This window comes from Sorangium sp. So ce128 (assembly GCF_051525245.1).
In the GTDB taxonomy this organism is placed as follows: Bacteria; Myxococcota_A; Polyangia; order Polyangiales; family Polyangiaceae; genus Sorangium; species Sorangium cellulosum_B.
In genome coordinates, this window is sequence record NZ_CP150313.1 from 7980508 (window position 1) to 7992401 (window position 11894).

The window sequence follows — 11894 nt, forward strand, 5'->3', positions numbered from 1 at the left end:
CGGACGGGAGCGGCAGCTGAGGCCGAGCCCGTCGGACCACGCGCGTACGCCCGGTCGTCCCGGGGCGACCTCACCTCGCCGCCGCGAGCGAGCGCGCCCGACGCAGGCTCACCTTTCGCGGTTCACAGCGGCCTGTCCTTCGCCGCCGCCTCGAGCCAGTCCGCGCACGCGCCGTCCTCGGCGGGCGGCTGAACGCCCTTGAGGAGATACCACGCCTCCCGGTGCTCCGCGCGGGCGCCGGGCGAAACGCGCTGCAGCGGGCCGAGCGACTCGATCTCGAGCATGTCCGCGTTCGTGAACGTCTCGAAGTTGCACCCCATGTCCGGGTACGTGGCGCCCTCGATGAACGGGAACCGCTTCAGGAACACGTTCCCGTGGTTCGCGTACGCCGCGTAGCCCTGGGTCACGAGCGCCCCCACCTTCTGCGGCCCCTTGCCCGCGACCTGCCGCAGGCGGATCACGCGCTTGCCCCACGTCCACCGGGGCTCGGCCATGTCGGTGTACGACCACAGCACGAGCGGCCGCGCCGGCAAGACGCGATCGGGGTGCGGGACGAACGGCGCCTGCGGGAACAGGCACTCGCCGCCGCCCGCCATCACGGAGAGCGACCACGGGGCGAACTCGACCGCATAAGCGCTGTGGTTCTCGATCGCATGATCGATGACGAACCTGCCCGCCGCCGCGTCCGCCGCGATGCGGACCTCCTTCTGCATTCCGTACCTGTCCGGCGCGGTCCGGAGCACGAGCGCGCCGTTCTCCTCCCGGTGCTGCACGGGATCGTTGTCGGGCTGCAACGTCCGCTGCTCGTCCTCGGGGCCGATCCAGAGCCGGTGACCGCCGTAGAACCTGTAGTGGGTCCCGCCTGTCGCGCCCATGTCCTCGGGGATCTCGGAGAACTCGTTCGGACCGCCGATGACGCCGTACCGGATGATGCGCGGGCCGATGTCGAGCGTGACGACGAGCTCCGTGTCGCCGCAGACGAGGCGCGCGGCGCGCTTCCAACCGCCGTAAGGGATGATCTCCATGCCGGAGGTCTCGTACCGCAGAACCGGAGGGCGGTTCAACCCCGACTGCCGCGCCCGCTCCCGCGCCATCGCCCTGGACATCCGGCGCCGCAGCCGCCTCGCCCCGCGAGCGGCGCGACCGCTCAGGTGTCGCTGCCGGCGAGGCGCTCCGGGGGCGCGAAGTCGGCCGGGCGGCCGCCGAGGCCCATCGAGATGACGCGCCGCCAGCGGAGGTCGCCGAGGTCGAGCGCGAGATCCTGCAGGGGCGGCAGCGCGTGCGCGCGGCTCGACGCGGCGGCGACGGCGCGGAGCAGCGGCACGACGAGGGGCGAGCGTCGCCGGGGCACGCCGAGCTGCTCGGCGAGCTCGTCGCCCAGCACGGCCCGGGAGAGGCCGCAGGAGACGGCCATGAACCGCTCGGCGCTCCGGCGCTCGCCGTCGGTTCGCGCGCTGCGCACCCTGCGGGTGAGCAGCGCGTCCACGAGCATGCGCGAGTCGTGGTCCGGCGCGCCCTGCGTCGCGAAGATCATCTCGGCCAGCCGACGCGCCTCGGCGTAGGAGCCTGGGATGAGCTCCGGCTCGACGCCGATGACGTGGGCGACGTAGCGCCAGAGGTGGACGAGGTCCTCCCTCTGGGCGGGCGCGAAGCGGTAGGCGAGCTTGTCGAGGCCGTCGATGACCGCGACCGAGAAGAGCAGCGCCGTCGCCACCATGTCGTGCTGGTTGATCGGCTCGCCCCAGAGGGCCGCCTGCCACCGGCCGCTCGCTCGGATGAGGCGCCGCACCTGCGCGTGCATGACGCGCACCTTGACGGTGATCGCGAAGCCCTCGCCGGAGCGGCGCATTCCGTTCGCGTGGCTCACGGCATAGACGAACCGGCTCGTCTCGGCGAGGCGGCGCTCGGCCTGCTCGCGGAGCCTCCCCGAGAAGACCAGCGGTTTGTTCCCGCCGGGCGACGCGTACCCGAGGATGAGCGACTGCATCGCGAGCAGGATGCCGCCGAGGACGCCCGTGCGCAGGAACGCCGCCCCGCCGCGGTTCACCGCCTCCCAGTCCACCCAGAGGGGCACGTGATCGACCGACGCGAAGAGCGCCCGCAGCTCGGCCGGGGCCTCCTTCACCGTGCGGTCATCGTCGATGCCGCGCGCGAGGGCAGCCTCCAGGAGACGGAAGCCCTGGCCCGGCGGCATCGACGCGAACGCGTCCACGACGGCGTCTGCGACCGGATCGACGCGGAGCAGGAAGGGCCCCAGGCGATCGAGCTGGTCGCCGAAGCGACGGCGGGCGTCTGCGGTGTCCTGGAAGCGAGCGGGGATCGTCGCGTTCTCCATGGGCTGCAACAGGATATCCCTTGGCACACCGGCTGCGTTCCGCAAAGGCGACGCCGCACGAAGCGGAGCTCCGCGGATCAGCGCGGTGAGATCGCGCGCCCCCGCTGCGCAAGGCAGAACCTGAGCCCCTCCCGCAGGCTGCGCATCGGGTTCAGCTCGTCGAACGCGACGCCGATCGCGACGAGCGTCTCCGCGACATGACCGCCCAGGCCGGTGAGGACGCAGCGCGCGCCGAGGAGCTGCACCGCCTGAGCCAGCTTGATGAGGTGCTGGGCGGTCATGGAGTCGATGAGCGTGACGCCGGTCAGATCGAGGATCACCCACTCGACGTCGCTGTCTTCCGCCACGCGCACGAGGAGCCGCTCGGTCACCTCGACGGCGCGCACCGAGTCGAACAGCCCGACGAGCGGGAGCGTGAGGATGCCGTGCCATATGTCGATGATCGGCACCGAGAGCTCCCGGATCGCGCACTCCTGGCGCTGGATGGTGTCCAGCTGATGCTCGAGCTCGCGCTTCGAGGCGGCGAGCGCGGCGAGCGCCTGGCTCTTCTGCTGCGTGGTCGCGGAGAGCTCGGAGAGAAAGACGCGCAGAGCCTCCTCGATCACCCCGAAGGCGTCGTGTTCGACCGCCGCCAGCTGCTTCAGCGCGAGCTCGACCTCTCCCGTGGACGCGAGCGCAACCGCATCGATGACGCGTTGCATCCGGCCTTCCTCGATGGAGATCAACTTCTCGGATTCTTGCATGGGCTCCTGTGGGCGCAGCAGGGGTTGACCGGTGAGGAAGCGGAGTCACCGGGCTCATGCGCGGGGTGGACCTCGCCGGCCCGCATCGGAGGACGTGCTCGCGGTGACCTGGTCTTGTGCGCCCGATCGCACGGCTCTACGTGTCCCAACATCCTACCTCGCGATCGGGCGTGTGAATCGACGTTCGACCAAGATGGGATAGATAGCCTATCCCCGGCGCGGCTGAAATGAGCCTGACCTGCGGATCCGCGCTTCCCTGCCGCCCGCTCTCGGGACCTCGTGTTCAATCGACCGAGCGAACGCAACGAAACCCGGTCGAGACGTCACCTGCCTCACGATCATACGCCAGCCGGAACGTCGCTTTTGCCGTGCTGGCGGAGAAGTCCCACGATCCCCCCCGGAGCACGCCCCTGCTGCCGGTCGCCGGCACCTGGGGATCTATCTGGGCGCCTCTGGCATACACGCCTGGGTCCCAGCCGTCGGCCACCCACTCCCAGACGTTGCCCGCCATGTCGAGCGCGCCCGACGGGCTCGCTCCGGCCTTGGCCGAGCCGACCTCCTGGGTGCCCCGGCCGCGCCCGCCGCAGCCCTGCCCAGGAGGCCGAGACACGACCGCGTGCGCGCACCCTGGCGGCTCGTTGCCCCACGGATACTCGCGGCCGTCGGCGCCGCGCGCGGCGTACTCCCACTCGGCCTCGGTCGGAAGCCGCTTGCCGGCGAAGGCGCAGTACGCGGCCGCCTGCGCCTGGTCGACGCACGAGATCGGGTGTTGCGACTTCGCGGGATCCGCCGCGGTGCAGAGCGCGCCGCGCTGCTCGACGTCGGCGTCGGTCGCGCGGGGGCCGTGCAGGCCGCTCGGCGTGCACCGGCCCGCCTCGACGCAGCGCTGGTAGGCGGCGACCGTCACCTCGGTGCGATCGACGTCGAACGCGCGGGTCAGCGTCACCTCGTGGGGCGGGCGCTCGGATTTGCCGCCCTTCGCGCTGCCCATCGTGAAGCGGCCCGCCGGCATCCGGACCATGTCGGGCGGGGGCGGCGCCTTCATCCGGGGCGCGGTAAGGCCGCCGAGCACGCGCGCCGGCCGCGCCTCGTCGGGGGCGCGGTGGCGGACGAACGCGACGGCGCCTGCGCCGACCGCGGCCAGCGCGGCCGCCGAGACGAGCGCGGGCACCAGGCGCCGCCGCGGAGCGGTCCTGGCGGCCTGGGGCGTGGGAGGGGGCGACGCCGGTTGCGGGGCAGCCTGCGGCGGCGCGCTCGTCGCCAGGCCACGCATCGTCGTGAGGGATGGCGTGGGCGGCGCGCCGGCGGGCGTGGGCGGCGCGCCGACGGACGTGGGCAGCCCGCCGGCGGGCGGGCCAGCGGCCGCGCGCTCCGTCCCCGCCACGCCCAGCGCCGCAGCGCCGGGCGCCGCGCCCGCGGGCGGGCTGCCCGCTGTGAGCGCGACCGCGCCGGCGGGCGCGGCCGTCGCCATCGCAGCCTCGAGCGCCCCCCAGAGCTCGCCTGCCGTGCGGTAGCGCTCCCGCGGGTCGATCGCGAGCGCGCGGCGCACCACCGCCTCGACGGCGTCGGGCGCGCTCACGCCCGCGCCGCCCAGGCTCGGGCGGAACGCCGGATCGGTCGCGGCGATGTACAGCTGCGTGACGTCGCTGCCGAGGAGGGCGCGGTTGCCCGAGGCGACCTCGATGAGCACCAGGGCGAGCGCGAAGACGTCGGTCCACGGCCCGGTCGCGCCGAAGCGGTGGTGAAACTGCTCCGGCGCGCCGTAATGGACGGTGAAGGCCCGGAGCGCGCTCCCTGTCTCGGCCATCGCCTGCGTCATGCTCGAGAGCTCGCCGAGCACCTTGGCGATGCCGAAATCGAGGACCTTCAGCGTGCGCCGGCCGCCGATCTCGGCGAGGAACAGGTTGGCCGGCTTGACGTCGCGGTGGGCGACGCCCTGCGCGTGCGCGACCTCGAGCGCGTACGCCGCGGGCGCGAGCAGGGCGACCGCCTCGGCGAGCGGGCGCGCCGCCTCGCCGCGGGCGCGCCGCTCGGCGATCTCGCGGTCGAGCGGCACGCCATGGAGCCACTCGAGCACGAGATAAGGCGTCCACTCGCCCGACGGCGAGACCGCGGCGCCGGTGTCGAGGGCCTGCACGATGCCGGCGCTCGCCCGGGAGAGGCGGTGGAGGAGCCGCCCCTCGTCGAGGAGCATCCGCTGGAACGACGCGCGCTCCGCCGGGGCCAGCGATCCGAGCAGCTTCAGGCACTTGACCGCGACCGGCTCGTCGAACCCGAGGTGCTGGCCGCGGTAGACGACGCCGAACCCGCCCTCGCCGACCACGGCGTCGAGCCGGTACTTGCCGCCGATCGTCGCGCCCACCCAGCCGAAGGGATCCGAAGGTGTCATCTCGCGGCGCGAGTCTACACCGGGCGCCGCGGCCGCGCGGAGCTCGCGCCGAGATAGGCGCCGAGGGCCTCGACGCCGTCTGAGCCTCGGCGCCCGAGAGGATCCGGACGGATCCAGAGCGTGCCTGTGTCTCCAGGCCCCCTCAGGGCGCCCGTTCCTCGAACCCGCCCGGCCTCAGCGCCCGCTCGAAGAACGCGCACAGCTCCTCGTGCCGCGCGCGCGCGTCCGCGCGGCCTATCTCGATGAGCCGCCCCGCGAACTCCCCGTCGAACAGCAGGTAGGACAGGAAGTCGGCCTCGCGCTGCTCGTCTCCCTCGGCGAGGCGCCGCATCACGCGGCCGAGCACGCCCGTGGCCCGCGCGCGGAACGCCGGGGAGCGCACGAACTCCGCCGCCAGGCCGCCGATGTCCTTGGAGGCGCGGATGAGCAGCGACCGCATCGGCCGGAGCGCGCGCCCCGGCGGCAGCCCGAGCTCGTCGTTGAGCTCGCCGATGAAGCCCTCGCCATAGCGCCGCCGCCCCGCCTCCAGGATCCCGTTGATGCTCTCGAGCCGCGCCAGGTCGTTGTCGATCCGGTCGAGCATCAGCGCGTTCAGAGTCTTGCCGAGCAGGAAGAGGGGCCCGGGGAAGCCCGGCGCGTCGCGCTCGGCCGCGCTCGACGCGGGCTCGATGTACCGAGGATTGACCACGATCACGCCGTCGGCCCCGAGGCGCCGCGCGGGCGACAGCGGGACGTTCTGGCGCAGCCCGCCGTCGCAGTAGAGCTCTCCGTCGATGTTCACCGGGCGGAACAGGATGGGGAGCGCGGACGAGGCGAGCGCGTGCTGCGCGCGGATCGCGGTGGCGCGCGGGGAGATCGTCGGGTCGTGGCTCCAGGGCGGCAGGCCGGGCTCGCGGCGGTGGACGAAGACGACCGTGCGGCCGCTCTTGACCAGCGTCGTCGACACGGTCAGCGCCGACAGGAGCCCCCTCTCGAGGTGGCCGTCGATCCGCTCGAAGGGCACGGCCTCCGCGATCTGCCGCTCGAGGCCCGACGTGTCGAGGAGCGCGGCGCGGCCGCCGCTCGATGGCGCGCGCGCGCTCGCGGCGCCCCCGCGGAGCAGGTCGTGCCCGACCGCGAGCACGCCGCGCACGTCGAGGCGCACGAGGTCGTCGATGCGCAGGCGCGTCCACACCGCGGCGAGCCGCCGCGCGCGGCTCCGCGCCTCGTCCGCGAACGCGGCGAGCCCACAGACGTTGATGGCGCCGACCGAGGTGCCGCACAGGATATCGAGCGGCGCCTCGCGGCCGAGATCGCGAGAGACGTCCTCGAGGATGTGCTGCACCACGCCGACCTCGTAAGCGCCGCGCGCGGCACCGCCGGCCAGGACGAGCGCGATCTTGGGGGCGCGGCCACTCCGGGTCGAGACGGGCGCCAGGTCAGCCATGCTCGCAGAATACCATGATCACCATCGTGACATGGGCTCTTTGGCGCGCGCTCGACGCGGCGCGCGTGCTACACCCGCCGTGAGCGCGGGCATGGAGGCGCGCGATGACGGCAATGACGGCAATCTACCTGGCCCTTGCCTACCTCCTCGGAGCGATCCCGACAGGCTACCTCTTCGCGCGGTTCGTCAAAGGGATCGACCTCCGCGAGGTCGGCTCGGGGAACATCGGCGCGACGAACGTCCTGCGCGCCTTCGGCTGGGGGCCTGGCCTCGCCGTCCTCGCCGCGGATGTGGCGAAGGGCGCGCTCGTCGCCGGGCCCCTCGCGTCGTGGCTCTCCGTCGCGCCGGGCGGGTGGGTCGTCGCGGCGGGCGGCCTCACCGCGGTGCTGGGCCACGACTACACGGTCTTCCTCGGGATGCGGGGCGGCAAGGGCGTCGCGACGTCCTGCGGTGTCCTGCTCGTGCTGGCGCCGCGGTCCACGCTCGCCACGCTGGCCGTCTTCGCGGTCATCGTGCGGGCGACCCGCATGGTCTCGGCGGGCTCCCTCGCCGGCGCCCTCGCCCTGCCCCTCTTCCTCTGGCTCCTCGGGGAGCGGGCCGCCCCGGCCCTCTGCCTCTCGCTGCTCCTCGCCGCGCTCGTCTGGCTCAAGCACATCCCGAACATCCGGCGGATGCTCGCGGGCACCGAGAGCACGATCTCGTTCGGGAGGCGGCGCGACGACGAGCACGACGGCCCGCCGCGCGACGACGAGCGCCGCTGACGGCCGCGGCGCCGCTCGGCCGCCGAGGGCGGCGCCCGCTCACTTGGTCATGGTCGTCGTGAAGATCGGCGCCCCTTGTTTGTCGATGAACTCGAACAGCAGGTTCCTCCCCTCGAACCGCAGATAGGCGAAGCCCTCGGTCTTGTCCGTGAAGAAGAGCTGCCCCCGCTCGGTCGGGACCGAGGAAGCGACCGGGCGGGTCTTCGAACCGGCGCCGCTGATGGCGAAATAGACGTTCGGGCAGCCCTCGTCTCGCCCCTTGTCGATGAACTCGAGGTTGTGGTCGTGGCCGGCCATGTACATGTCGGCCCCGCAGTAGATGGCCTGCTGCATGGCGAACATCCCGCTCATCCCGAGCGACGGGTTGTCCGAGGCGTGGACTCCGGACGTGTAGCGGGGGTGATGGCCAAAGACGATCTTCCACGTGGCGTCCGAGGCGGCGACCCGCGCGCTCATGTCGCGCGCCTGGTCATCGGAGGTGAAGTCGACGGTATCGATCCCGAAGAGATGGACGTCACCGACGCGAACGTCGTAATACGAGGCGGGCATGTGCCACTTGGCGGTCAGCCGCATGCCAGGCCCGTCGCCCACGGGCAGCTGCGAGTAGTCGATCTGCGCTTGCCGCACGCCGCTGCTGCTGGGGCCATGGTCGTGGTTGCCCAGCACCGCATAGAACGGGAGGCCGTTCAGGCCGGGCCTGTCGTAGGGCTGCTCGAACTTGGGACCCCACTGCGCATCGCTCGTGTCGACCACGCCGTGGTCGTAGAAATTGTCACCGTTCATCATCACGGCATGGCAGCCCCCGACCTCGATGCACTTCTCGCTCATCCGATCGGCGACCTGGTTCTGCGCGAGGTTTCCCTCTCCGGTGTCGCCGAGAGCGATGATCCTGACGACATCATGGCGAGAGACGACGGCCCCGATGACCTCGGCGCGCCCCGGGCCCGAGCTCGCTCCGGGGTCCGCGGCGCTCCCGCCGCTCGGCCCGGCGCCGCTGCTCGCGGCGCCCGTGCTGGTCGGCTCATGGCCTGTCCCCTCGTGCGCTCCGGCGCTCGGGATCGGCACGCTGTCCGCCACGCCGCAGCCCGCGCCGAACGCGGCGGCCGGCGACGCGGAAAGGACGAGGGCAACAAGGGACTTCGTGGAGATCGCGAGAGGACGAGCTGCGCGGAGAGGCTTCATCTCGCGCTCATTGTAACCAACGCCGGTCTCCGATGATCACCCGCCCAAAGCTTTGTTCGTCCCGGCGCGCCAGCAGACCCGAGCACACCAGCTCTTCCACCCAGACCGGACACAGGCGTCAACACGGTATCCGCGCCGCGGCCCCGCCGGAGCCATCGCCACGACGTGCGCGCTGATCCCGATCCGCCCCCCAGCATCACCATCCCCTTCCGACAGAACCCTCGGGGCCATCCAGAAGCCGGGGCTCGAGCACGCTCCCCTGGACCTCCCGCCGGCGCCCGCCATCGGAGCGGCCCCCTTCAACGGCGCCCGTTTTTCTCTTGACGTCAGCGAGATCACAGCATATCGAAGTTGAACATCACTTTCAATATCAACAACGGAGCCAACGTGATCCGAGAGACGCCTCCTGCCCCGAGCCTGTACCGATGCGCAGCGCTCGCCGCTTTCCTCTGGTCCGACGCTCGCCAGGGAGAAGCCTCGTGAGCTCTCGCACACCGCTTTCCGTCGGCCGCCCGCTCCCGTCTGGGCCGTCATGCCTGCCGGAGCCCGCGAGCGAGCAGGGCTGGCCTCCGCCGCCGCACGATCCTCGCGAGCGCGAGCTCGCGCTCGCCGTCGGGGGCTGGGAGGTACGCCTCTTCGGCGGACGGAAGTTCGACTACTTCGTCACGCACGGCTTCTGGCACCTGCAGCTCTGGCACCCCGAGGCGCGCGTCTCGATACTGACGCCCTCGCGGCTCACGCGCGGGCTCTACGAGGCGTATCCGATCGCGAACTGGAAGGCGCAGGCGCCCGACTACGACAAGCTCGCGACGCTCCTCGGCGGGCTGGTCGAGGCGAAGCTCCCGGAGCGGGTGGCGGTGCTCCGCCTCGAGCTCGCCCTCGTCGCCCAGGTCGTTCGAGGCCACGGCGGGGTGGCGTCGTGACGCCGTGTCTCCGGGGGGCGCGCGCGCTCGCGCGGCATCGTGTCCGGCGATGCAAGGAGGGCTCATGAGCTCCATGACCGTCTCCAGGGACGCGGTGCTCTCGCTGGTCGGGCGCGCCGAGGCGCGGGTGCGCTTTCCGGATCTCGGCTTCGCCGATCCGTGGGCCGAGGCGATGCTGGCCACGCTCGACGTCGATCCGGCTGGCTTCGACGCCAGCGCGCTCCGGACCTCGGCGGCGCGCGCCATGATCATCGACGGGCTCGTCAGGCGCTATTTCGAGCGGAACCCGTTCGGCCTCGCCATCGCGCTCAACGCCGGGCTCTGCACGCGGTTCTCGCGCATCGACAACGGGACGCTCCGCTGGGTGGATCTCGATCCGCCCCACGTGGCGGAGTTCAAGTGCGAGCACCGCCTCTGCCACGCGTCCGAGCGCCACGCCCTCGCGAGGAGCTGTTCGATCGCGTGCACGGGCTGGATGGATTCCCTCCGCGGCGCGAGCGACGTGCCGACGCTCCTCATCGCCGAGGGCGCCCTGGCCGGACAGCCTCGCGAGCTCGCCGACGCCTTCTTCACGCGAGCCTCCGCGCGCCTCCCGACAGGGACGGAGATCATCCTCGATCACGAGGTGTCCCCGCCCCTGCGCGCGTCGCTCCGGCAGCGCGCGTGCCTGGAGATCCCGGCCCTGGATGGCTCGGTCGCGCGCTACCCGCGGCTGCGGCCGGTCGGCGAGAGCGACGCTCTTCCGGCGCCAGAGCGAGCGCTGCGCGGCCTGCGCGGGATGCCTGGCCGGCACCGCGGCAGAGGTGCGCCGCCGGTCCTCCACCTCCGCTTCGAATGAGCCTCGCGGTTCGCGCAACGGCGTTGCCCCCGAGGAGCGATGTCCCTCCCCGGGGCGCGGACCGAGAGGAGCCCCCGCGCGCCGCGCGGAGATGCCCGCGCGCCGGATCAGTACACGCGAAACTGCCCGCTCAGCGCCAACAGCGAGAGCATGTGGAGCAACCTCGAGAAGTAGCGGGTCTCCCCGGTCGCCGGCGGCGTCGTCCACACCGCCTCGATGTAGGCGGCGCGATCGTCGTTCGTCGCGATCAGCCCGGTGACCCCGTTCATGAAGATGAGCGCCGACTCCGGCGTGGCGCTGAGCATCGCGCCGTCGATCTTGAAGACCGCGCCGTACTTGTCGATGCCCAGCTTCGAGAAGAACCCGAGCAGCCGGTTCGCCTCCTCCACTTGCCACGGGTCGACGCCGAACCAGACGTGGTCGAGCGCGAGGCTCAGCTGCGTGCGGTAGGCCTCGGAGCCGAAGTAGTCCCAGTTGAGCACCGCCGTGCCGTCGAAGTGGGCGCGCACAGGGATGAGCCCGGTGCTCGGGTGCGCGGCCTCCTGCCAGTGGGTGCGCGCGCTGGCGGCAGCCTCGGACCAGAAGGGGTCGCGCATGGCCTGCGCCCAGAGCTCGTAATAGGCGGGCATCTCGATGGAAGGACGGGTGACGTCCGCCGCCAAGACATGCGGGTAGTCGTAGACGAGCTTCGTCGTCGAATCGAACGTGTTGGTCACCCCCGAGGCGACCCCCCCGTTCAGGGCCTCCTTGTGGCGCATCACCTCGAGCAGGCTGATCGCGTCCAGCCCATAGTCGATGGCCCCGGTGTCGCTCCCCCAGCGGCCGTGGGCGAAGAACAGCGCCATCGCGACCTGCTGGAGGCCAAAGGGATCGAAGCACGCCACCGGCGTGCTCCCCGGGACGTCGCACCATGACATGAGATATCCCTGGCCGGGACCGGACTTGAGCTGGAGTGTGGACTTGGCGTATCTCCAGATCCGGTCGAACTCGTCTCGCTTGTCGAGCTCGACCGTGATGATCATCCCGAGGCCGATGCCCTCGGAGCGCACGTTATTGTGGTAGTCGTCCCAGATGTAGGCCTGTTCGGTGCCAGGCACCGGGTAGTAGACGGTCTCGTTGTCGCGATCGCCGTAGAAGAGCTGATCGAAGCTGTCCTCGATCTTGGCCGCGATCTCCTCGTCCGTCTTGCCGAGCACGTCGCGGAACGCGTTGGGGTACTCGGAGGGGCCCGTCAGCGGGCCGAGCTCATCGCTGCTCATCCGGTCGTAGCCGAGCGAATCCACCGTGGTCACACACC

Annotated in this window: 10 protein-coding genes; 3 read left to right on the forward strand and 7 right to left on the reverse strand. The window is 71.9% G+C overall.

The window, feature by feature from the left end; genetic code table 11:
* Positions 1-122: 122 nt before the first annotated feature.
* The 5 genes from WME82_RS30110 to WME82_RS30130 all read right to left on the reverse strand — a co-directional run bounded on the left by WME82_RS30110 (position 123) and on the right by WME82_RS30130 (position 6893).
* On the reverse strand, positions 123-1025 hold the full coding sequence (locus WME82_RS30110; protein ID WP_438038126.1) for a hypothetical protein: 903 nt from the start codon (positions 1023-1025) through the stop codon (positions 123-125).
* A gap of 122 nt (positions 1026-1147) precedes the next feature.
* Positions 1148-2335, reverse strand: a complete 1188-nt coding sequence (locus WME82_RS30115) for an oxygenase MpaB family protein (RefSeq protein ID WP_438038127.1) — start codon at positions 2333-2335, stop codon at positions 1148-1150.
* Between the two features lie 77 nt (positions 2336-2412).
* The gene (locus WME82_RS30120) at positions 2413-3078 is read right to left on the reverse strand and encodes an STAS domain-containing protein (RefSeq protein ID WP_438038128.1); all 666 of its coding nucleotides are present in this window, start codon (positions 3076-3078) and stop codon (positions 2413-2415) included.
* 283 nt (positions 3079-3361) lie between these two features.
* Complete coding sequence (locus tag WME82_RS30125) at positions 3362-5467, reverse strand: bifunctional serine/threonine-protein kinase/formylglycine-generating enzyme family protein (RefSeq protein WP_438038129.1); 2106 nt, start codon at positions 5465-5467, stop codon at positions 3362-3364.
* Between the two features lie 142 nt (positions 5468-5609).
* Positions 5610-6893, reverse strand: coding sequence for a patatin-like phospholipase family protein (locus WME82_RS30130; RefSeq protein WP_438038130.1), 1284 nt, complete (start codon positions 6891-6893; stop codon positions 5610-5612).
* A gap of 104 nt (positions 6894-6997) precedes the next feature.
* On the opposite strand from WME82_RS30130, the gene plsY reads away from it, so the two are divergent.
* Positions 6998-7654, forward strand: a complete 657-nt coding sequence (gene plsY, locus WME82_RS30135; RefSeq protein WP_438038131.1) for a glycerol-3-phosphate 1-O-acyltransferase PlsY — start codon at positions 6998-7000, stop codon at positions 7652-7654.
* Positions 7655-7693: 39 nt separating this feature from the next.
* Here plsY and WME82_RS30140 read toward each other — a convergent pair whose 3' ends face one another.
* On the reverse strand, positions 7694-8836 hold the full coding sequence (locus tag WME82_RS30140) for a purple acid phosphatase family protein (RefSeq protein WP_438038132.1): 1143 nt from the start codon (positions 8834-8836) through the stop codon (positions 7694-7696).
* A 479-nt stretch (positions 8837-9315) separates the two neighbouring features.
* Between WME82_RS30140 and WME82_RS30145 the strand changes: the two genes are divergently transcribed.
* Both WME82_RS30145 and WME82_RS30150 read left to right on the forward strand, forming a co-directional pair.
* On the forward strand, positions 9316-9759 hold the full coding sequence (locus WME82_RS30145; RefSeq protein WP_438038133.1) for a hypothetical protein: 444 nt from the start codon (positions 9316-9318) through the stop codon (positions 9757-9759).
* A gap of 64 nt (positions 9760-9823) precedes the next feature.
* Positions 9824-10597 (forward strand): class I SAM-dependent methyltransferase, encoded by a 774-nt coding sequence (locus tag WME82_RS30150; RefSeq protein ID WP_438038134.1) that lies wholly within the window; start codon positions 9824-9826, stop codon positions 10595-10597.
* Between the two features lie 107 nt (positions 10598-10704).
* Here the strand turns inward: WME82_RS30150 and WME82_RS30155 are convergent, their stop codons facing one another.
* Positions 10705-11889 (reverse strand): glycosyl hydrolase family 8, encoded by a 1185-nt coding sequence (locus WME82_RS30155; RefSeq protein ID WP_438038135.1) that lies wholly within the window; start codon positions 11887-11889, stop codon positions 10705-10707.
* Between the last annotated feature and the right edge of the window lie 5 nt (positions 11890-11894).

What these genes read in the sequence shown, in the direction of transcription:
- WME82_RS30110 (WP_438038126.1), bottom strand. Translation starts at nt 1,025, where the DNA reads ATGGAGATCATCCCTTACGGCGGTTGGAAGCGCGCCGCGCGCCTCGTC.
- WME82_RS30115 (WP_438038127.1), bottom strand. Translation starts at nt 2,335, where the DNA reads ATGGAGAACGCGACGATCCCCGCTCGCTTCCAGGACACCGCAGACGCC.
- WME82_RS30120 (WP_438038128.1), bottom strand. Translation starts at nt 3,078, where the DNA reads ATGCAAGAATCCGAGAAGTTGATCTCCATCGAGGAAGGCCGGATGCAA.
- WME82_RS30125 (WP_438038129.1), bottom strand. Translation starts at nt 5,467, where the DNA reads ATGACACCTTCGGATCCCTTCGGCTGGGTGGGCGCGACGATCGGCGGC.
- WME82_RS30130 (WP_438038130.1), bottom strand. Translation starts at nt 6,893, where the DNA reads ATGGCTGACCTGGCGCCCGTCTCGACCCGGAGTGGCCGCGCCCCCAAG.
- plsY (WP_438038131.1), top strand. Translation starts at nt 6,998, where the DNA reads ATGACGGCAATGACGGCAATCTACCTGGCCCTTGCCTACCTCCTCGGA.
- WME82_RS30140 (WP_438038132.1), bottom strand. Translation starts at nt 8,836, where the DNA reads ATGAAGCCTCTCCGCGCAGCTCGTCCTCTCGCGATCTCCACGAAGTCC.
- WME82_RS30150 (WP_438038134.1), top strand. Translation starts at nt 9,824, where the DNA reads ATGAGCTCCATGACCGTCTCCAGGGACGCGGTGCTCTCGCTGGTCGGG.